Source organism: Variovorax durovernensis (assembly GCF_977011995.1).
In genome coordinates, this window is sequence record NZ_CDRNCW010000001.1 from 3,422,652 (window position 1) to 3,441,068 (window position 18,417).

An 18,417-nucleotide genomic window follows, 5' to 3' on the forward strand; every position below is an offset into this window, starting at 1 on the left:
GTTTCTCCGGTGTTCAGGACTTCGAGGACGCGTGGCCTTCGGGGATCAGGTAGTTCAGCTGCGCCCACAGGCGCCCAGCATCCATCTCGAGCCGGATGCGCTCCATACGGATGTCGATCTCATTGCGGCGCGCCTCCAGGACCCCATAGAGAGGGGCCGCGCCGCCTCGGTAGGCGGCGATCGCCGCCCGCGTGCGCTCTGCAGCAAGGGGAATGAGCGAGTTGTCGTACCGAGCCAGCCGGTCGCGATCGCTTTGCCACTCCTGCAGCATCGCCATCGCCTCGGACACATGGCTGCGCGTCGCCTCTTCGCGTTCAGCCCGCATGCGCTCGACCATGGCCAGCTTGGATGCCAGTTCACGGTCTTGCCGGTTCTTCTGGTCCCACTGCAAAGGCACCGACAGGTTCACGGACAGCATGTTGGAATAAGCGGCACCGCGCTGGCTGTACATGACCTCCACCGACCAGTCTGATTTCTTGTTGGCGCGCGCAATCTCCGCCTCGGCCTTTGCCGTCTCCTCCTGCATGAGCATCAACTGGATCTGCGGGTGGTGCGCCAGGCGCGTCTCCAGATCCTGCTGGACAAGGGGAACCTGATCGATCTTCGGCAGTGAACCTAGCGACGAGGCGGCCGGCGCACCGACCCAGCGCGCGAGCGCGGTAGTGGCTGTGGCGATCTGGCGCTCGACCTGAACGATGCGGTCTTCGATCTGCGCCACCGCCGAGCGGGCCGCGAATACGTCGGCCTGATTGCCTTTGCCCCCGCGGTAAGCGGCGTCTGCCGCCTCGATCTGCAGCCTCGCTTCGTCGCGCTGCTGCAGCAGCACCTCGCGCATACGTTCCTGGAAATAGCGATCCAGCCAGGCGGCAGCGGTGCCGCCTCGCAGTTTTGTCAGCGCCAGCGACCGGCCGGCCTCGGCCACTTCAGCTTCCTTCTCGTAGCGTGCCGAACGTGCGCTCAATTTGTCGCTTCGCGTGAGTTCCTGCATCACGCTCACGGACCGCATCGTCATGAAATCGCGCGTCAGGCTGAAGCGGTCTTCACCGTTCACCGGCAGGTTGTTGATGCCCGCACGCAGCGTGGGATCGGGTCGCTGGCCCGCGGCGACCGCCATTTCGCGAGAGGCCGTCGCGAGGGCATCTTGAGCGACCAGCTGTTGCGAGCGGTCTTGCGCCAGGCGCAGGGCGTCCTGGAGCGCCAAAACACCGATGCCTGACGTCTGGGCGAACGCACCGGCGCTGAGGACGCTGCTCAACAGCGCGCAAACCGAGGAACGGCGAATGAGGGCCAGAGTCCGCGGGGCGAAGGCAACTGGATACGAGAACATGAAACATCTCCAAACGATAACGGTGCGTCCGATCTTGGACCATCGTCATCGGCATGCCAATCCGGCGCGCGTTACGGGGGGGCCAAGACGGCGCGTCAAGCTCAGGCCGACGGCCAAAGCACAGCACGCTATTCGGGAGACGTCAGGTTCGGAGGCAGCAGTGCTCTATCGCATGCGGCGGGGCCGCAGCCTGCAAGAGCAAGCCGGGCGCGTAGTAGGCGGCCTCGGCAGTGGGTGTCGCAGTGGACAGCGTCACGCGATACAGCGCGGTCAGAAGAGCCGGCGCAACGACTGGACTCGGGGTATGGTCGGCGCTCTGCTGACCCTGTTTGCAATGTTCAGCGCAGAGGTTCGGAGCCTGGGGATCGACCTGGCCGCAGTCCGCCGGCATCTTTTGCGCTGCGTCGCTCACCATGATCTGGCCGGCTTGTTCCGAACGATCGGAGTCGGCGGGAGCTGCTGCCTGCACTTGCGAGTGCATGCTGGTGCCTGTGGGCATGGTGTTGAACAGCTTCGGGCAAGCGTACGCGGCGACCGCCAGTTGAGCGAACAGCACAACGCCAATCATCGCGCGGATGACCGGACGTCGGAGCGAGCGCAACATTCCTATCACCGTATATCGGCGCAGTGGCCGCGCAGGTAAAAATGTCGACCCCCTGAGTCGCCTGCGCACGACGCAAGGTCAGCTGCGGGCGCTGCACCGTCCGCGCCAACGCCAGAGGCGTCAGCGACTTTACGGATGGCGGAGGCACAAGGTGGCACGATGGAACTCTTGGTTGAAACGTTGCTGTTCGATTGCCGCGTCATTATGCGTTATGCGTTATGCGGCCAGATTTGCTATTGCCGCACCATCTCCACGATGAACAGCGTGCCATGGTTTTTTTCCGCCTTGAACTGAACCTTGTCCCCCGTGTTCAGATTCTTGAGAAGCGAGCGCTCTGACACGCGGAAAAGCATCGTCATGCTTGGCATGCCGAGATTCTCAATGGGGCCATGTGCGATCAATACCTTGCCTTGATCCCAATCGATGCTCTTGACCTGACCCGACGAATAAGTTCCGCTACCTGGCGTTTTGACCTGCGGACTTGCAGTCGGCGGTGTTGCCATCCTGGCATCGACCGGAGCAGCGTCAATTTCTTGCACGCCGACTGCAAGGGCGATCATCAGTATTGAAGAGCAGACAGCATGTTTCATATGTTCTTTGCGGCGACGGCGAGGCTTGTTATCTGTCGACAGTGCACTGTGACGAGGGGGAACTCTAATTTCAAGAAAAGCCGATGCAGCCATGAACGATCTCTCAGAGGCTGACGTGCCGATCGCAGATTTTTCATTTTTCGTCAGCTCTTGCGTGCCGCCGTCAGAGCGCGTTCACAGGCGCGCGTGTCATGCAGTTTTAGTTGGCGGCGGCAACACGGTCTCCCTTCGCCGGTGGCGACCTCAGATCAAGTTCTCAGCCGGGCCTACCGGCCAGTCGTTGCGTTACGGCCGGTCCCGGCCGCAGCCGTCACGCCCTTGCGTGCGATGTCTTCCATCAGCCCGGCAAACTCGGGACTGGTGCGCCGGCGTGCGTATTCTGCCGCGGCTCGTTGGTAGACGGGCCGAGACAGATCGGCACCGGCCTCACCAAGTTGTGCGGCAGCCAAGCCAGATCGCATCCAGATCGTTGTGTCCGCCTGCACCGCCGCGCGGCTGTTGCTTGAGACACTGATGACTGCCCGCGGATTGCCTTGGGGATACCCTTGATCCGGTGCGCTCTGGAGCCAGCGCTGCGTATCGGCGACGACGGCTGCACGGCTCGTGGAGGCGGTCAGTGGCGCGGGCCGGGGGTCACCCTCCGCATAGTTTCCGGCGAAAGCGGGGCCTGCGATCGCAGTCAAAAAGATGGCCATTGCGAGAGGGGTCTTGAGAGAGCGCTTCATTTCGTGTCCTTTGGGTAAGATTTCGGTCGAGTTCCCCGTCCGAAATGAGTCCAACGTCGTCGCGGTTCATCTCTTCCGGTATGGTGAACTGTATGAATGTGGGACGAACGAAGCTCTGACCGAACGATGACAGTTCTGCAATCAAAGCAGGACCTATGGCGACGGATGGCGCGCTTGCGCGAGATGTCTGGAGCGCCGCGTGGACGCTCTTGTCAGTCATTGCCACCCCGCAGTCCAGCATGGAAGTTCCTCAGCCAGCGCAGCAAGAAAGCTGCGTCACATCCTTGGTGAAAGTCTGGGCCGCGAGCTTCAAGCCTTCCACCATCGTCAGATAGGGGAACAGTTGGTCGGCCAGGTCCTGGACTTGTTGAGTTCCATGGAATCCTGACCCGCGATTTCCATCGAATATTGACCCACCCTCTTTGCGAGCCAGCCGGCTCACGGTGTGGATAAGTTCTTGGCTTTCTCCTTTTTAGGTTGGACTGCTTGAACGGGTTGAGCCGAGCTGTGCTTGAAGCGGAAGCTGTCGTTTCCGGTCTCCAGAATATGGCAGTGATGCGTGAGCCGGTCCAGCAACGCCGTCGTCATCTTCGCGTCGCCGAAGACGCTGGCCCACTCGCTGAAGCTCAAGTTGGTTGTGATCACCACGCTCGTGCGTTCGTAGAGTTTGGACAGCAGATGGAACAACAGCGCGCCACCTGATGCGCTGAACGGCAGGTAGCCCAGTTCATCGAGCACCACCATGTCCGCGTACATCAGTCGGTGCGCGATGTGGCCGGGATTGCCACTGGCCTTCTCTTGCTCGAGTGCGTTGACCAGTTCTACCGTCGAGAAGAAGCGCACCCGGCGGTGTTGGTGCTCGATGGCCTGCACGCCCAGCGCCGTGGCGATGTGGGTCTTGCCGGTGCCCGGACCGCCCACGAGCACCACGTTCTGCGCATCGTCCATGAACTCGCATCGGTGTAGCTGACGCACCAGCGCCTCGTTGACCTCGCTGTTGGCGAAGTCGAAGCCAGCGAGATCGCGATAGGCTGGGAAGCGAGCGAGCTTCAACTGGTAGGCCACCGAGCGTACCTCCCGCTCGGCTGTCTCTGCCTTTAGCAACTGCGAGAGCATCGGTTGGGCCGCCTCGAAGGCCGGCGATCCCTGCTCGGCCAGCTCCGCGACGGCCTGGGCCATGCCGTGCATCTTGAGTTCGCGCAGCATGATCACGATGGCGCCGCTGGCAGGGTCATGTCGCATGGCGCACCTCCTGGCTACTCGACTTGGAGTTCAGCGGCCCGCGCAGGCCGCCAGCAGCGCTGGCACGCCCCCGGAGCGTGTCGTAGCGCAGCACATCGGCCTTCGGCTCGTTCATCAGGCGCAGTGCCTGCGGTGCCGTGACAGGCGCCGGCGCAATGGGCTTGGCATCGAGCAGTCGGTGCAGCACATTCAGCACATGAGTCTTGCTGGCCACGCCGGCTTCCAGCGCCAGTTCGACCGCGGTCAGCACTGCCTGCTCGTCGTGGTGCAGCACCAGCGCCAGGATCTCCACCATCTCGCGGTCTCCGCCTGGCTGCTTCAGCAGCGCGGCCTGCAGCCGCCGGAAGCCCTGCGGCAGCTCGCTGAAGGGCGCTCCGTTCCTGAGCGCTCCTGGCTTGCGTTGCAGCACTGCCAGGTAGTGCCTCCAGTCGTAGACGGTCTGACCTGCGGTGTCGTGGCGACGGTCAATGATGCGCGTGTGCTCGCACACGATCTGGCCCTCGGCCGCCACGACGAGGCGTTCGGCGTACACGCGCAGGCTCACTGGCCGGTTCGCGTAGGAGGCCGGAACGCTGTAACGGTTGCGCTCGAAGTGCACCAGGCAGGTGGGCGAGACGCGCTTGGTGTGTTCCACGAAACCATCGAAGGGTCTGGGGATCTGCAACAGTAGTGGCCGTTCCTGCGCCCAGACATCGGCTACGGTCCCTGGCAGCTTGCCGTGGACGATCTCGCCCCACAGCGCCTTGCAGCGGTCCTCCAGCCAGTCGTTGAGCAGCGCCAGCGTGGCGAACGCCGGCACAGGTTGCCACAACCGGTGGCGCGCATCACGCACGTTCTTCTCGACCTGGCCCTTCTCCCAGCCCGAGGCCGGGTTGCAGAACTCGGCCTCGAACAGGTAGTGACTGACCATGGCGCTGAAGCGCGCGTTGATGTCGCGCTCCTTGCCGCGGCGTACCTTGTCCACGGCGGTCTTCATGTTGTCGTAGATGCCGCGCCGAGGCACGCCCCCGAGTACCTCGAAGGCCCGGTTGTGCGCATCGAACAGCATCTCGTGGGTCTGCAACAGGTAGGCGCGCACGATGAACGCACGGCTGTGGCTGAGCTTGAAGTGCGCCACCTGCAGCTTGGTGCGTTCACCAGCGATGACGGCCCAGTCCTCGCTCCAGTCGAACTGGAATGCCTCGCCGGGACCGAAGGCCAGAGGCACGAAGGTGCCGCGCCCGGTCGTCTGCTGGACCTCGTGGAGATGCGCATGCCACGCTCGTGCAAAGGCCGCCACGCGGTTGTAGGAGCCCTGGTAGCCCAGCGCCACCAGATCGGCGTGCATCTGCTTGAGCGTGCGCCGCTGCTTGCGTGACTTAGACGCCTCGCTCTTGAGCCAGCCGCCGAGCTTCTCGGCGAACGCGTCGAGCTTGCTCGGGCTGATGCGCTTCGCGTAGCTGGGCGCCGCCTCGCCCTCGCGAAGGTACTTGCGGATGGTGTTGCGAGACAAGCCCGTGCGCCGGGCTATCTCTCGGATGGACAGTTGCTCTCGCAGTGCCCAACGCCTGATGACACTCAGTGTCGCCACGTCAATCACTCCTGTGCTCCTGCTGCTAAAAGCAGCAGGTTAGGGTTATCACGTGGGTCAGATTTAGATGGAAATCACCGGGCCAAGTGGGTCACTTCTGGATGGAAATCAACATCCTGGACTGTCATGTGGCCTCGGATTGCCAGCGCCGCCGCCTGGATGAGTTCGCCTGCTTCGGCCGCCACCGCCTGCACACCCAGGATTCGGCCCGTACCGACCTCGGCAACAAGCTTGATGAAGCCACGCGTATCGAAATTGACCAGGGCGCGCGGCACGTTGTCCAGCGTCAACGTGCGGCTTTCAGCCTCGATCCCCGCCTGTTTGGCTTCGGCCTCGGTGTAGCCGACAGTCGCCACCTGCGGATCGGTGAACACGACAGCCGGCATTGCAGTCAGGTCGAGTTCAGCCTTTCCGCCCGTCATGTTGACGGCCGCACGTGTGCCAGCCGCCGCCGCCACGTAGACGAACTGCGGTTGGTTGGTGCAGTCGCCCGCCGCATAGATGCCGGCGACGTTGGTTCGCATGCTGCGGTCGATGACGATGGCACCGCGCGCGCCGAGCTTCACACCTGCAGCTTCGAGGTCCAGCCCGTCAGTGTTCGGCGAGCGTCCGGTGGCCACCAGCAGCCGCTCCGCGCGCAGCACGCCGTGATTCGTCGTCAGGATGAACTCGCCGCCGGCGTACGCCACCTGGCTCGCCCCGGTCTGCTCCAGCACCACAATGCCTTCATCACGAAACGCCGTGGTGACCGCCGCGCCGATGGCCGGATCTTCTTGGGAGAAAAGCCTGCTGCGCGCCAGGATCGTGACCTGGCTGCCCAATCGGGCGAACGCCTGGGCAAGCTCCACCGCCACCACCGATGCACCGATCACCGCCAGGCGCTGGGGGATCGCCTGGCAGGCCAAGGCTTCGATCGACGTCCAGTACGGCGTCTCCTTCAGGCCCGGGATTGGCGGCACAGCGGCGCTTGCGCCGGTGGCCACCAGGCAGCGCTCGAAGGACACCTCCTGCTCGCCGCCTTTGCGCAGCGTCACCATCAGCGTACGGCTGTCCTTGAAGCGCGCGGCGCCGTGCACGACCGAGATGGCCGGCGTGCCGCTCAGGATGCTCTCGTACTTGCCGTGGCGCAGTTCGTCCACGCGAGCCTGTTGCTGGGCAAGCAGCCGGTCGCGCAACACGGTCGGCGCCGCTGCGGACAGGCCGGCGTCGAACGGACTTTCGCGACGCATGTGCGCGACGTGTGCGGCGCGGATCATGATCTTGGACGGCACGCAGCCGACATTGACGCAGGTGCCACCGATCGTGCCGCGTTCGATCAGCGTGACGCGGGCGCCGTTCTCCACCGCCTTGAGCGCCGCGGCCATAGCGGCGCCGCCGCTGCCAATGACAGCTACGTGGAGCGGCTGGTCGACAGCACCCGGCAGTGCGTCGCCACCGAGCCATTGACGCGCCTTGCCGAGGAGCCCGGTGGGTGCCGCCGCCGAAGCGTCGGCACGCAGGACTCGGTAGCCGGCCGCTGCCACAGCCGTCGTCAGCGCAGCCGGCGACGTGCCTTCGTCGAGCGTGAGCTTGGCCAGGCAGTCCGGATAGGACACCGACACCGAGCGCACGCCTGGCACCTTCTGCAGCGCGTTGCGCACGTGCTCGGCGCACGACGCGCAGGTCATGCCTTCAATTCGCAAACTGGTCATTCAACGGCCTGTTCGTTCGGGTTGATAAAAGGTGATTCACTGTCGCTTCGGCAGCGCGCTCGAGTCCGGAGCGCACTTGCGATGCGCCGGCGCGAGCAGATCCCAGACAGACACGCCGACCATGATGGCCAGGCCCGTGTAGAGCAGCCGCTCGGTCCACCCATAGCCGAAGAACGGATAGAGCGCCGCCAGCACGACCGCCGGGCCCACCATGCCCAGCAGGCTGCGATGCCATTGCCGGTGACTGAACCAGCCCAACCCGTTGGCGAGAAGTGCAACCACCGCGAACAGCGGCAGCAGCCGGGTGATGACGAGTTCCTCGTACTGGCTCAGGAAGCCCAGTCCGAGCGCCACCCCCAGGCTGCCCAGCGCCGGAAAGCACCCCGCGCAGCCCATCGCGGAGACGACGGTGCCCAGCGCCCCCGCCTTGTCCCCAATGCGCGTTATCAGCCCCATGGTGAAGACCTATTGCTTGGCGGTCGACGGGTAACCCGCGTCCGCCGTGGCCTTGATCAACGCTTGGATGCTGGTCTTGGCGTCATCGAAGGACACGACGGCCTGCTTCCTTTCGTAGCTCACATCGGCCTTGGTCACGCCATTGACCTTGCTCAGCACCTGCTTGACCGTGAACGGGCACGCCGCGCAGGTCATGCCCGGTACGGAGAGGGTGACGGTTTGCGGGGCGGCCCACGCGGGAGCAGTGAACGCAGCGAGCAGCGCGAGAACAGAAAGCAGTTTTTTCACGACGAGGTCCTTTCAGTAGAACAAAGGCAGCACATAGGGAAACGCGAGCGCCATGACGACCAACGTCGCCACGATCCAGAACAGGACCTGGTAGCCGAGCCGTACCTGGGGCACGTCACAAACTTCCCCGGGCTGACAGGCCTGCACCGGCCGAAAGATGCGGCGATAAGCGAAGAACAGCGCGACCAGCGCCGCTCCGATGAAGAGCGGCCGGTATGGCTCAAGCGCGGACAGGTTTCCGATCCATGCGCCGTTGACACCAAGCGTCACCAGAACCAGGGGACCGAGGCAGCAGGTCGAGGCGAGCAGTGCAGCAAGTCCTTCCGCAATCAGGACGCTGCGACCGCTTTTTTCTTCTGGCTCCTCTGGCATCGCCGCCATCCTTTCCGGTTGTTCTTGAACCGGAGTAACCTTACTTCCGTAGTTAAGTACGGAGTCAAGCGGTATGGAAAATCAGGTGAACAACACCCTGAGCATCGGCGTATTCGCCGAGTCGGCCGGGGTCAACGTAGAAACCATCAGGTTCTACCAACGCAAGGGCCTGCTGCTGCAGCCGGACAGGCCCTACGGTAGTATTCGGCGCTACGGGGAAGCCGATGTGGCGCGTGTTCGGTTCGTCAAGTCCGCACAGAGCCTGGGTTTCAGCCTCGACGAGGTATCCAGCTTGCTTGCATTGGATGACGGCACCCATTGCGACGAAGCGCGCCAGGTTGCGGAAGAGAAGCTCGCCAATGTGCGCGCCAAACTGGCCGATCTCCACCGCATCGAGTCCGTCCTGGCTACGCTGGTTGACGACTGTTGTGCGAGTCACGGCACGGTGTCATGTCCGTTGATTTCCGCGCTGCAGGAGCTGCCATAGCAATGCCCCTTGACCATGCTGAGGTCGTGCAGCCACCGAAGTGAATACAGGGGGCCTTCGTGTCCATTCCTTTTTGCGGGGGGCTCATCAAGCGTCGACGCAGCGGTTGTTTGGTTTCAGGAGGAAAATCGTGAGCATCACCGAGAAGCCCCGTCAGAAGGTGCCTCGCCCGATTCGCGGCGTTTCAACCGGACCACGGATCGAGGAGCACGCGCTGGAGAGCTTAAACGGTTCGACCAGGGCTGCATGGTGGAGAGTTGATGGCTTGGTGTCCCGTTGAGGTTGAGGGGTTGCGATGATCACGCAAGAGGAGCACCGCGATGCACTGGCCCAGGCTCTTGCAAACGCGCGGATTGCAGGCCACGAACCAGCACCTCGATTTCTGGCGGACGTCGCGGCGGTGGTTGAGGGCGCGATGACGCATGGCCAAGCCATTCGCGGCTGCGCGGACAGAGCTCACGGCCGCAATGAATCCGATCTGCGCGGTTTTTCCAAGACATAGACGGCCGATCGCGCCAGCTATCAAAAGGAAAAAGGGGCCAATTCCGCATGCTTATGTGTATCTGCGTAAGCAAGTCATTCTTAGTGACTTAAGCGCTTATGAGCTAAAACTGGCCGTATCCCGGCTTGCTCTCCATGGGGGCGTGTTCGGACGGCGGGTTCCCCACGGTCATGCGGATTGATCGAGGGCATGCACGAGTTGGCTGGCAAACGATCAGGCAGCAATGACGGTACAAACTCGCCTCGACCTTGTTGTTGAGGGCGGGAAGTCACGCGTCGTCCCGACGAGACTCGCTAGCGGATTAAGGGGTTTACCCCAATCTCAAACCGCTGCGATTGGCACGGAACCCGAGATCACCCCCTACAGGGCGAAGCAGGCCTGGCAAGGTCAGCTATGCCTTAGCGTGCTTTATTTTCCGTTTTCTGAGGTGCCCCCTACCAGCAACGCACCGCCGAAGACCGGCAGCAGGAGCGCGAGCAATTCCAGATGGTTAACCGGGGCCTGAAAGACCAGATTCAAGACCTGCAAAACCGGCTCATCCAAGCCGAGTCAAGAGCGTCCGAGCTGATAGACACTAATGCGCAATTACAACGACAAACGCATGAGCTCGAACAGGCCAATGCGATGCACAAAAGCACCTTGGATAGGCAAGTGGCCGATATCCAGAACTTGGAGCATCAACTTAACGACGCCTCGGCAAAAAACCGGGAGCGGAAGCATGAAAGCAAACAATTGGCGGATAATATTGCCGCACTCGCAAGCCAGAAAGCAGATGCCGATAAGCAGGTGGCCGTACTATCCCAAGCATTAGAGGTCACCAAAACGGATCTGAAAGCCTCTCAGAATAGAGCGGAAGTTCTGTCCGATGAGAACAAGTTGATTCTTCAGGAAAAAGCGGTGATTCAGGGGCAGTTTAAGCAGCTTCAGGAGTCACTGTCGCGATAAAGGCTTTAGTCAAACATTCATCGAAAAAGCTATATTAATCAATATATTATATACGAAGTGGCTAATTCCAACGCTTTTACCGGCCGGACCTCAAGTAGCTGCACCGGCCGCCATTTCATTCAAAGAGGCCTCGACGACAGTCAAAACTGTTCGACGCACGTCGATCTTCCATCGCACGCGCTCGACGCATCGGTCCAGGCTTTCGCTATCGTCTGCGTCCAATGCTTTGCAAAGTCGCGCCAGTTCGTCGAGCCCAATTCCGGACTCGAAGGCTGCGCGGAGAAACCGCAGCCTTCCGAGTGTTTTGTCATCGAAAATGTTCTAGCCACTTTCGGTTCGCCGAGCAGGGTGCAACAAGCCGCGTATCATGTAGTCGCGCACGACATGCACGCTGACGCAAGCATCATCAGCCAGCTTCGATATCGAGTACGCATTCATACTGGGCTTTCCTCGCAGTCCTCTAGCAGCTTAAGCGCGACATCATGACCAAGGTCGAACGCACTCTCGACAGGCACGACCTCAATCCCTTGGTGGGTCGAAGCCCACGAATTTGCAATAGACGGAGACGCAAAGAAATGCACATGACAGCAAAACGAACAACGAATGTCGGGCGAAGTATCCGGAGTTCGCAGTGAAACCATTGCTTCTGCCGGTTCGACATGAAGCACTGCTTCTGGTGCAACGGTGAGAGTGATCGGCCTACCGGTGGCGGCGCAGCGGGAAGTGACACGGGCAATCTTGCCGGTCAAGGCGGGAAACATCAAGGTGTCCAGCGCACACCATGTGTACAAATGACGGCCATCCACCTCAAAAACGTGAGAGGTTTCACGTAGTGTCAGCCCCAGTCCAATGATATTGGCCTCGTCGTCATATTCCGTACCAGGTGCCTGCTCAAGTACCGTTGCAACTCTCGCTCCAGACCATCCGAGTGCGCCGGCGAGCTTTTCGCGTGATACAGGTCCCCCCATCGCTAGCTGTCGGAGCAGCGCGACAAAGAGCGTTGCGAACTCTTTAGGATGATTGCCAGATGAAAGGCTTTCGGCAATCTTTTTGGAATAAATAGTCTTGTCCATTTTCCACCTGTTATATCGGGCAGCGATCAACCGGGATAAACCTTACTCGGCGGTTACGTCCTGCGCTTAACAAAGACGAATTACTTTGTGCCTTGCCGGCGTTGCCATTCCTCGGCCAGCAGCTGGGCTTGCTGTAACTGTTCGGGCTTCATTTGAGCTGCATAGTCTGCAACGACTTTTGCTGCTGTCGGTTCTCCCGACGCTGCGGCCAGACTCATCCACTGGTATGCCTGCACCTGGTCGGGCGCGATGTCGGTAAGACCCTTTGCAAACAGCTGGGCCAGCCTGACTTGAGCCTGCGTGTGTCCCTGCTCGGCAGCGAGGCGGTACCACTTGAAAGCCTCTGCATCGTTGGCAGGAGCCGCACGCCCATTCTTATACATACCGTCGACTTCACTTCCGTAGAGGCGCCCGAGGTTGAACTGTGCATCGGCTTCACCCTGCTCGGCCGCCCTGCGGAACCACTGGATCGATGCCGCGTGGTTTTGCTTTACGCCCATACCGCATTTGTACGCAAGACCCATGATGTTCTGAGCCATGGCATCGCCAGCCCTGGCCTTCTTTTCCCAATCACTGACGGTCTCTGGCGACAATGTTTCAATCGCGGCGCCGAGCTTAGAAAAATCATAAGCCGCCAACGCTTGGTTTGGCATGCCTAACGTTGCGGTACTTGCCAGTACGATCGTCAAGCACGCGCGTACACGGCGTAATTTAAGTCTGATGTCACAAAACATAAAAACTCCTCTGTCCCTGTTTTGGTGCCCAAGGTTTAGCCGGCACAGCACGATAGCTGTGTCACATCCTTCGAAAAAGTCTGTGCCACCAGTTTGAGACCTTCAACCATGGTGAGGTAAGGGAAAAGCTGGTTAGCCAGATCCTGGACGGTCATGCGGGCCCGGATGGCAATCGCGGCAGTCTGGATGATTTCGCCTGCTTCCGGTGTCACAGCCTGGACTCCGAGAATGCGTCCGGACCCTGCCTCAGCAACAAGCTTGATAAAGCCGCGGGTATCGAAGTTGGCGAGTGCACGCGGCACATTGTCGAGCGTGAGCGTACGGCTTTCGGTTTGCAGACCAATGCGCTGGGCCTCTGCTTCACTGTAGCCTACCGTGGCAACTTGCGGATCGGTGAACACGACTGCCGGCATGGCGTCGAGATCGAGCTTTACGTCGCCGCCGGTCATATTAATGCCAGCCCGGGTACCAGCCGCGGCTGCAACGTAGACGTACTGAGGCTGGTCAGTGCAGTCGCCAGCTGCGTAAATGTTCGAAGCACTCGTGCGCATGCCTTGATCGATCAGGATGCGATGTTGCGAGTCAAACGTCACACCTGCGCGCTCGAGATTCAGGCTTGCGGTATTTGGCGTGCGGCCGGTGGCAACAAGCAATTGATCCACCTTTAACTCGCCCTGCGCGGTCGTCAGGATGAATTGGCGGTCGCAATAGGTCACGGCACTCGCCTGCGTCTGTGTCAGCACCGTGATGCCTTCCGCACGGAAAGCTGCAGTCACGGCCTCGCCAATGGCAGGGTCGTCACTGGCAAACAAGGTGCGCCGGGCCAGGACCGTCACCTCGCTGCCCAAGCGCGCAAACGCTTGTGCCAGTTCCAGTGCTACGACCGAGGCGCCAATTACTGCCAGCCGTTTAGGAATGGCTTCGCTAACCAGGGCTTCGGTGGACGTCCAATATGGCGTTCCTGCAAGACCAGGCAACGGCGGGATGGCAGCGCTTGCACCAGTGGCAATGAGACAGCGATCGAAGGCCACTTCGCGAGTGTCACCTTCTGCCGCTTCCACGATAAGCGTTTGGCCATCCTTGAATCGGGCGCTGCCTCGCACCAGATTGATCGACGGATTGCTTTCGAGGATGCTTTCATATTTAGCATGACGCAGCTCGTCCACACGGGCCTGCTGTTGCGCCAGCAGACGGTCACGCAGGACAACTGGGGGCGTTGCCGACAGTCCCACGTCAAAAGGACTTTCGCGTCGCAGATGAGCGATATGCGCTGCCCGAATCATGATCTTAGAAGGGACGCAGCCCACGTTGACGCAGGTGCCGCCGATAGTTCCCCGCTCGATCAGGGTGACACGGGCACCGTTTTCAGCTGCCTTCAGCGCTGCTGCCACAGCGGCGCCGCCAGTACCGATGATCGCCACATGCAGCTGACCTGCCGGTTTCTCCACCGCGCGCTCGCCGCTCAGCCACTGGGCGGCTTTGCCAAGGAGTCCTGGCTGTTCAACACTGCGCTCTTTGCTTTCAAATTCGTCTGTAGGCGTAGCACCGTAACCAAGGGCGCCCACTGCTGCTACGAGCGCGGACACGTCAAGCCTATTGCCTGTGACTTGCGCCTTGTTCGATGGATAATCGACAGCCGCTCGCGTTACGCCGGGGACCGCCAGCAGCGCGTCCTCAACGTGCCTTGTACAACTTGGGCAAGTCATTCCCGCCACGCTCAAACCAACTTCGTTTAACTCTTGCATTCCGCTCTCTCTTTTATCCGTTGTGCCCAAGCCAACTAGTACGACGCCTCGGTCACTGAATCGGTTGTGCGCTTCAGGGAACAGGCTCCGTGGGTCGTTTACAGGCTGCTCACGCGATGACGACCGGCAGAATCGCCTGAGCGGCATCTCTGCCGTGGTTCTAGCGATGCTGCCGTTATTTGTTGCCTTACTTCTTCAGCTCAGATGGGTAGCCTACATCCGTCGTCGCCTTGCTAAGCGCCTGGACGTTGGTCTTCGCATCGTCAAACGTTACGACGGCAAGCTTGGTTGAGAAGTCGACCTCGGTCTTGCTAACACCGTCGACCTTGCTCAAGGCCTTTTTAATGGTGATAGGACAAGTCGCGCAGGTCATGCCAGGAACGGCCAAGGTGACCGTCTGCGTGGCGGCCCACACCGGGGCAACAGCGGCGGCGAGGGCAAGGGAGGCAAACAGTTTCTTCATGATGAACTCCTGGTTAATAGAAAAATGGAACGACATAGGGAAATCCAAGCGCGACCAGGACCAGCACGGCCACGATCCAGAAAATCAGCTTGTAGGTGGCGCGCACCTGCGGAATCGCGCAGACCTCACCTGGCTTGCATGCCTGCACGGGCCGGTAAATCCGCTTCCAGGCGAAGAACAGCGCCACTAGCGCCGCGCCGATGAACAACGGTCGATAGGGTTCCAGCACCGTCAGGTTGCCGATCCAAGCACCGGAGAAGCCCAGGGCGACCAGTACTAGCGGCCCCAGGCAGCAGGTCGATGCAAGAATGGCGGCCAGCCCGCCGGCGAAGAGCGCACCGCGCCCGTTTTGTGGTTCAGACATACGTTGGCCCTTTTGAATTTGGATTGGATAGCGTAACCTTACTTCCGTACTCATGTACGGAGTCAAGCGATATGGAAAATAATTTGGAAAACCTGACCATTGGCGTTTTTGCCAAGGCGGCCGGGGTCAACGTGGAGACAATCCGCTTCTATCAGCGCAAGGGCCTGTTGCCGGAACCGGACAAGCCTTACGGCAGCATCCGCCGCTATGGGGAGGCGGACGTGGTTCGGGTGAAATTCGTGAAATCGGCACAGCGGCTGGGGTTCAGTCTGGACGAGATTGCCGAGCTGTTGCGGCTCGACGATGGCACCCACTGCGAGGAGGCCAGCAGCCTGGCCGAACACAAGCTCAAGGACGTGCGCGAGAAGATGGCCGACTTGGCGCGCATGGAAACCGTGCTGTCTGAACTCGTGTGCGCCTGCCATTCGCGGCAGGGGAATGTTTCGTGTCCGCTGATTGCGTCGTTGCAAGGTGGAACGAGCTTGGCAGGGGCTTCCACAGCTTAGCGTGCTTTATTTTCCGTTTTCTGAGACGACCACAGATCAGAAAAGACTGTGCAGCCGACTCTTGATATTCCGTGCAGTCACCTTCTGAAAATGACATCGATGCCGGGCGTGTGGAGCACGAGGTCGCTGAAGTCCGCCGGGCTCGGGCGAACACCGGCGGGCGGCAGAGGCGCATGCGTGAGCGTCGCGCTGCGCGAGCCGCCGCCCGACTTCCAGGTGCCGGGCACGGCCGCCGCGCCGAACCAGCCGAGCGCGGCGACCACGGCGTCCTGCACTTCATAGGCATGGTCGGCGGTTTCGAGCGTGTCGAGCCAGGGCGTGGCGTCGAGGGTGCGGTTGCCGCGGCGCGCGGCGACGAGTGCGTCGGTAAGAGAGGTCTGAGATGGGTTCATCTGCCCGATCTTCCCAGCTTCAGGTCTCGACATGGACATTGCCGTCCTTCACCACCTTGGCCCACTTCGCGATTTCCGTGCTGATGAACTGCTTGAACTTGTCCTGCGAGCCGCCGCCGTCTTCCGCGCCGTAGGTGTCTAGCCGCTCCTGCACGTCGGGCATCGCCAGCACGGTGTTGACGTCGCGGTTCACCTTCTGCGCGATGGACCCCGGCAGCTTGCCCGGCCCCGCAAGCCCGTACCAGGTGGTCGCCTCGAAGCCCTGGAAGCCTTGCTCCTGCATGGTCGGCACATTTGGATGGCCCTTGGCGCGCTTGGTGCGCGTCTGCGCGACGGCGATGACGCGGCCGTTCTTCACGTGCGGCGTGGCCGCGGTCATGGTCTCGAAGCTGTACTGGATCTGCCCGCCCATCAGGTCCGCCAGCAGCGGGCCGCTGCCTTTGTACGGCACGTGCAGCGCATCGACGCCGCCCTGCAGCTTGAACATTTCCAGCGCCAGGTGCTGCGCAGAGCCTGCGCCGGCAGAGCCGAAGCTGATGGTGCCCGGCGCGGCCTTGCAGGTGGCCACGATGTCCTTCACGCTCAGCGCCTTCTGCCCCGGGTTGGCGATCAGCAGGTTGGGCGTGACGCCCACCAGCACGATCGGCACGAAGTCGCGCTCCACGTTGTAGCGCAGCTTGGGCTGCAGGCTGGGTGCCAGCGCATGGCTGTTGATGTGCGCCATGAGCAGCGTGCTGCCGTCGGCCGGCTGCTGCGCCACGTAGTCGGCCGCCAGCACGCCGGCCACGCCGCCCTTGTTCTCCACGATGACCTGCTGGCCCCACATGACGGTGAGCTTCTGCGCGACCACGCGGGCCAGGGCGTCGGTGCCGCCGCCCGGCGGAAAACCGACCACGATGCGCACCGGGCCCGAAGGCCACTCCTGCGCGAAGAGCCGGGGCACGCCCAGCGTGGCGGCGGCCGCGCCGGCGGCCTGGATGAGGGAACGTCTTTGCATCTTCTTTGTCTCCGTCGTAGGTAGGAATCCGATGCGCGCCGGGGGCGCCTGTGCCGGTGCAGCACCGGCAGTGCTGCGTGCCTATGCGGCTTTCTGCAGCGCGGCCGGTGCCGTGTGGTTCGCGAAGTGGTCCATGGCCGCGTGCACGCCGCTGCCGGCCAGCTTGATGCCCGCGAGCTTCATGCCCATCTCGACGCCGGCGACCATGGCCACCAGCGTCAGGTCGTTGCTGTCGCCCAGGTGGCCCATGCGGAACATGCGGCCCTTGAGCTTGCCCAGGCCGGTGCCCAGCGACAGGTCGAAGCGCTGGTGGATCAGCCGCCGCAGCGCGTCGGCATCGACGCCCTCGGGCGTGATCACGCCGGTGAGCACCGGCGAGTACACGGCCGGGTCGGCGCACTGGATCGGCAGGCCCCAGGCATTGACCGCGGCGCGCACGCCCGCGGCCCAGCGCTGGTGGCGCGCGAACACGTTGTCCAGCCCTTCGCCGAGGATCATGTCCAGCGACTCCGACAGGCCGTACAGCAGGTTGGTGTTGGGCGTATAGGGCCAGTAGCCGTCCTTGTTCATCTCGACGATCTCGTCCCAGGCCCAGAAGGCCTTGGGCAGCTTCGCGGTCTTCGACACTTCGAGCGCGCGCGGCGACAGCGCGTTGAAGCTGATGCCCGGCGGCAGCATCAGGCCCTTCTGCGAGCCGCTCACGCACACGTCCACGCCCCATTCGTCATGGCGGTAGTCGGCGCTGGCCAGGCCCGAGATGCTGTCGACCATCAGCAATGCCGGATGGCCCGCCGCATCGATGGCCTTGCGCACCGAGGCGATGTCGGAGGTGACGCCTGTAGAGGTCTCGTTGTGCACCACGCACACGGCCTTGATCTTCTTCTCGGTGTCCTTGCGCAGGCGGGCCTCGATCAGCTCGGCCTGCACGCCGCGACGCCAGCTTGGCGCGCTGGGCAGTTGCGCGTCGGTGCCCGACCACGCGAGGAACTCGGTCGACAGGCCCAGGCGCGTGGCCATCTTCTGCCACAGCGAGGCGAAGTGGCCGGTTTCGTACATCAGCACGTGGTCGCCGGGGCTCAGCGTGTTGGCGAGCGCGGCCTCCCATGCGCCGGTGCCGGAGGCGGGGTAGATCGCCACCGGGTGCTTCGTCTTGAAGACCTGCCTGATGCCGCCCAGCACCTTCAGGCCCAGCGTGCCGAACTCCGGCCCGCGGTGGTCGATGGTGGGCAGGCTCATGGCCCGCAGGATGCGGTCGGGCACGGGGCTCGGGCCTGGAATCTGGAGGAAGTGGCGACCGGTGGGATGGATGTCGAGTTGCAGCATGGACTGTCCTTTCGCTTTTCA

Annotated in this window: 21 protein-coding genes and 2 pseudogenes; 4 read left to right on the forward strand and 19 right to left on the reverse strand. The window is 62.0% G+C overall.

The window, feature by feature from the left end:
* Nucleotides 1–13 precede the first annotated feature (13 nt).
* The 10 genes and pseudogenes from ACWV14_RS16265 to merT all read right to left on the reverse strand — a co-directional run bounded on the left by ACWV14_RS16265 (nucleotide 14) and on the right by merT (nucleotide 8,865).
* The gene (locus ACWV14_RS16265) at nucleotides 14–1,327 is read right to left on the reverse strand and encodes a TolC family protein (RefSeq protein WP_454902690.1); all 1,314 of its coding nucleotides are present in this window, start codon (nucleotides 1,325–1,327) and stop codon (nucleotides 14–16) included.
* 142 nt (nucleotides 1,328–1,469) lie between these two features.
* On the reverse strand, nucleotides 1,470–1,931 hold the full coding sequence (locus ACWV14_RS16270) for a hypothetical protein (RefSeq protein ID WP_454902691.1): 462 nt from the start codon (nucleotides 1,929–1,931) through the stop codon (nucleotides 1,470–1,472).
* Nucleotides 1,932–2,164: 233 nt separating this feature from the next.
* Nucleotides 2,165–2,614, reverse strand: a complete 450-nt coding sequence (locus ACWV14_RS16275; RefSeq protein WP_454902692.1) for a copper-binding protein — start codon at nucleotides 2,612–2,614, stop codon at nucleotides 2,165–2,167.
* Between the two features lie 173 nt (nucleotides 2,615–2,787).
* Complete coding sequence (locus ACWV14_RS16280; RefSeq protein WP_454902693.1) at nucleotides 2,788–3,246, reverse strand: hypothetical protein; 459 nt, start codon at nucleotides 3,244–3,246, stop codon at nucleotides 2,788–2,790.
* A gap of 438 nt (nucleotides 3,247–3,684) precedes the next feature.
* On the reverse strand, nucleotides 3,685–4,488 hold the full coding sequence (gene istB, locus ACWV14_RS16285) for an IS21-like element helper ATPase IstB (protein WP_454901618.1): 804 nt from the start codon (nucleotides 4,486–4,488) through the stop codon (nucleotides 3,685–3,687).
* Nucleotides 4,478–6,067 (reverse strand): IS21 family transposase, encoded by a 1,590-nt coding sequence (istA, locus tag ACWV14_RS16290; RefSeq protein WP_454901620.1) that lies wholly within the window; start codon nucleotides 6,065–6,067, stop codon nucleotides 4,478–4,480. The genes istB and istA overlap by 11 nt, the downstream gene beginning before the upstream one ends.
* A 101-nt stretch (nucleotides 6,068–6,168) precedes the next feature.
* Nucleotides 6,169–7,749: pseudogene (gene merA, locus ACWV14_RS16295) on the reverse strand (mercury(II) reductase); the annotation flags it as partial.
* 36 nt (nucleotides 7,750–7,785) lie between these two features.
* Complete coding sequence (merC, locus tag ACWV14_RS16300) at nucleotides 7,786–8,205, reverse strand: organomercurial transporter MerC (RefSeq protein ID WP_454902695.1); 420 nt, start codon at nucleotides 8,203–8,205, stop codon at nucleotides 7,786–7,788.
* 9 nt (nucleotides 8,206–8,214) lie between these two features.
* The gene (gene merP / locus ACWV14_RS16305; protein WP_454902696.1) at nucleotides 8,215–8,493 is read right to left on the reverse strand and encodes a mercury resistance system periplasmic binding protein MerP; all 279 of its coding nucleotides are present in this window, start codon (nucleotides 8,491–8,493) and stop codon (nucleotides 8,215–8,217) included.
* 12 nt (nucleotides 8,494–8,505) lie between these two features.
* Nucleotides 8,506–8,865 (reverse strand): mercuric ion transporter MerT, encoded by a 360-nt coding sequence (gene merT, locus ACWV14_RS16310; RefSeq protein ID WP_454902697.1) that lies wholly within the window; start codon nucleotides 8,863–8,865, stop codon nucleotides 8,506–8,508.
* A 73-nt stretch (nucleotides 8,866–8,938) separates the two neighbouring features.
* On the opposite strand from merT, the gene merR (ACWV14_RS16315) reads away from it, so the two are divergent.
* The 3 genes from merR (ACWV14_RS16315) (at nucleotide 8,939) to ACWV14_RS16325 (ending at nucleotide 10,799) form a co-directional block, all read left to right on the forward strand.
* A complete protein-coding gene (merR, locus tag ACWV14_RS16315; protein ID WP_454902698.1) occupies nucleotides 8,939–9,352 on the forward strand; it encodes an Hg(II)-responsive transcriptional regulator in 414 nt (137 codons plus the stop codon).
* 295 nt (nucleotides 9,353–9,647) lie between these two features.
* Nucleotides 9,648–9,854: an antitoxin VbhA family protein gene (locus tag ACWV14_RS16320; RefSeq protein WP_454902699.1), complete on the forward strand. Its 207-nt coding sequence runs from the start codon at nucleotides 9,648–9,650 to the stop codon at nucleotides 9,852–9,854.
* Between the two features lie 486 nt (nucleotides 9,855–10,340).
* Nucleotides 10,341–10,799, forward strand: coding sequence for a hypothetical protein (locus tag ACWV14_RS16325; RefSeq protein WP_011405611.1), 459 nt, complete (start codon nucleotides 10,341–10,343; stop codon nucleotides 10,797–10,799).
* Nucleotides 10,800–10,889: 90 nt separating this feature from the next.
* On the opposite strand, the pseudogene merD reads toward ACWV14_RS16325, so the two are convergent.
* The 6 genes and pseudogenes from merD to ACWV14_RS16355 all read right to left on the reverse strand — a co-directional run bounded on the left by merD (nucleotide 10,890) and on the right by ACWV14_RS16355 (nucleotide 15,178).
* Nucleotides 10,890–11,237: pseudogene (merD, locus tag ACWV14_RS16330) on the reverse strand (mercuric resistance transcriptional repressor MerD).
* Complete coding sequence (merB, locus tag ACWV14_RS16335; protein ID WP_011405610.1) at nucleotides 11,234–11,872, reverse strand: organomercurial lyase MerB; 639 nt, start codon at nucleotides 11,870–11,872, stop codon at nucleotides 11,234–11,236. Before merB ends, merD begins: the two are co-directional and overlap by 4 nt.
* Nucleotides 11,873–11,952: 80 nt before the next feature.
* Nucleotides 11,953–12,606 carry a phenylmercury resistance protein MerG gene (gene merG / locus ACWV14_RS16340; protein WP_011405609.1) on the reverse strand — a complete coding sequence of 218 codons (654 nt, stop codon included), beginning with the start codon at nucleotides 12,604–12,606 and terminating at the stop codon, nucleotides 11,953–11,955.
* A gap of 35 nt (nucleotides 12,607–12,641) precedes the next feature.
* Nucleotides 12,642–14,351, reverse strand: a complete 1,710-nt coding sequence (merA, locus tag ACWV14_RS16345) for a mercury(II) reductase (RefSeq protein WP_011405608.1) — start codon at nucleotides 14,349–14,351, stop codon at nucleotides 12,642–12,644.
* Between the two features lie 187 nt (nucleotides 14,352–14,538).
* Nucleotides 14,539–14,814, reverse strand: coding sequence for a mercury resistance system periplasmic binding protein MerP (merP, locus tag ACWV14_RS16350; protein WP_011405607.1), 276 nt, complete (start codon nucleotides 14,812–14,814; stop codon nucleotides 14,539–14,541).
* Between the two features lie 13 nt (nucleotides 14,815–14,827).
* Nucleotides 14,828–15,178, reverse strand: coding sequence for a mercuric transport protein MerT (locus ACWV14_RS16355; RefSeq protein WP_001294663.1), 351 nt, complete (start codon nucleotides 15,176–15,178; stop codon nucleotides 14,828–14,830).
* 71 nt (nucleotides 15,179–15,249) lie between these two features.
* Here ACWV14_RS16355 and merR (ACWV14_RS16360) point away from each other — a divergent pair, with 71 nt between their 5' ends.
* Nucleotides 15,250–15,684, forward strand: a complete 435-nt coding sequence (gene merR, locus ACWV14_RS16360) for an Hg(II)-responsive transcriptional regulator (RefSeq protein WP_015063540.1) — start codon at nucleotides 15,250–15,252, stop codon at nucleotides 15,682–15,684.
* Nucleotides 15,685–15,761: 77 nt separating this feature from the next.
* Here merR (ACWV14_RS16360) and ACWV14_RS16365 read toward each other — a convergent pair whose 3' ends face one another.
* The 3 genes from ACWV14_RS16365 to ACWV14_RS16375 all read right to left on the reverse strand — a co-directional run bounded on the left by ACWV14_RS16365 (nucleotide 15,762) and on the right by ACWV14_RS16375 (nucleotide 18,396).
* On the reverse strand, nucleotides 15,762–16,076 hold the full coding sequence (locus tag ACWV14_RS16365; protein WP_454908360.1) for a hypothetical protein: 315 nt from the start codon (nucleotides 16,074–16,076) through the stop codon (nucleotides 15,762–15,764).
* A gap of 19 nt (nucleotides 16,077–16,095) precedes the next feature.
* Nucleotides 16,096–17,073 (reverse strand): Bug family tripartite tricarboxylate transporter substrate binding protein, encoded by a 978-nt coding sequence (locus ACWV14_RS16370; protein ID WP_454908359.1) that lies wholly within the window; start codon nucleotides 17,071–17,073, stop codon nucleotides 16,096–16,098.
* An 81-nt stretch (nucleotides 17,074–17,154) separates the two neighbouring features.
* On the reverse strand, nucleotides 17,155–18,396 hold the full coding sequence (locus ACWV14_RS16375; protein ID WP_106934440.1) for a pyridoxal-phosphate-dependent aminotransferase family protein: 1,242 nt from the start codon (nucleotides 18,394–18,396) through the stop codon (nucleotides 17,155–17,157).
* Nucleotides 18,397–18,417 lie beyond the last annotated feature (21 nt).

Bases quoted from the DNA above. Each gene is read 5' to 3' on its own strand.
- ACWV14_RS16265 (WP_454902690.1), bottom strand. From the start codon at position 1,327: ATGTTCTCGTATCCAGTTGCCTTCGCCCCGCGGACTCTGGCCCTCATT.
- ACWV14_RS16270 (WP_454902691.1), bottom strand. From the start codon at position 1,931: ATGTTGCGCTCGCTCCGACGTCCGGTCATCCGCGCGATGATTGGCGTT.
- ACWV14_RS16275 (WP_454902692.1), bottom strand. From the start codon at position 2,614: ATGGCTGCATCGGCTTTTCTTGAAATTAGAGTTCCCCCTCGTCACAGT.
- ACWV14_RS16280 (WP_454902693.1), bottom strand. From the start codon at position 3,246: ATGAAGCGCTCTCTCAAGACCCCTCTCGCAATGGCCATCTTTTTGACT.
- istB (WP_454901618.1), bottom strand. From the start codon at position 4,488: ATGCGACATGACCCTGCCAGCGGCGCCATCGTGATCATGCTGCGCGAA.
- merC (WP_454902695.1), bottom strand. From the start codon at position 8,205: ATGGGGCTGATAACGCGCATTGGGGACAAGGCGGGGGCGCTGGGCACC.
- merT (WP_454902697.1), bottom strand. From the start codon at position 8,865: ATGCCAGAGGAGCCAGAAGAAAAAAGCGGTCGCAGCGTCCTGATTGCG.
- merR (WP_454902698.1), top strand. From the start codon at position 8,939: ATGGAAAATCAGGTGAACAACACCCTGAGCATCGGCGTATTCGCCGAG.
- ACWV14_RS16320 (WP_454902699.1), top strand. From the start codon at position 9,648: ATGATCACGCAAGAGGAGCACCGCGATGCACTGGCCCAGGCTCTTGCA.
- ACWV14_RS16325 (WP_011405611.1), top strand. From the start codon at position 10,341: ATGGTTAACCGGGGCCTGAAAGACCAGATTCAAGACCTGCAAAACCGG.
- merB (WP_011405610.1), bottom strand. From the start codon at position 11,872: ATGGACAAGACTATTTATTCCAAAAAGATTGCCGAAAGCCTTTCATCT.
- merG (WP_011405609.1), bottom strand. From the start codon at position 12,606: ATGTTTTGTGACATCAGACTTAAATTACGCCGTGTACGCGCGTGCTTG.
- merA (WP_011405608.1), bottom strand. From the start codon at position 14,351: ATGCAAGAGTTAAACGAAGTTGGTTTGAGCGTGGCGGGAATGACTTGC.
- merP (WP_011405607.1), bottom strand. From the start codon at position 14,814: ATGAAGAAACTGTTTGCCTCCCTTGCCCTCGCCGCCGCTGTTGCCCCG.
- ACWV14_RS16355 (WP_001294663.1), bottom strand. From the start codon at position 15,178: ATGTCTGAACCACAAAACGGGCGCGGTGCGCTCTTCGCCGGCGGGCTG.
- merR (WP_015063540.1), top strand. From the start codon at position 15,250: ATGGAAAATAATTTGGAAAACCTGACCATTGGCGTTTTTGCCAAGGCG.
- ACWV14_RS16365 (WP_454908360.1), bottom strand. From the start codon at position 16,076: ATGAACCCATCTCAGACCTCTCTTACCGACGCACTCGTCGCCGCGCGC.
- ACWV14_RS16370 (WP_454908359.1), bottom strand. From the start codon at position 17,073: ATGCAAAGACGTTCCCTCATCCAGGCCGCCGGCGCGGCCGCCGCCACG.
- ACWV14_RS16375 (WP_106934440.1), bottom strand. From the start codon at position 18,396: ATGCTGCAACTCGACATCCATCCCACCGGTCGCCACTTCCTCCAGATT.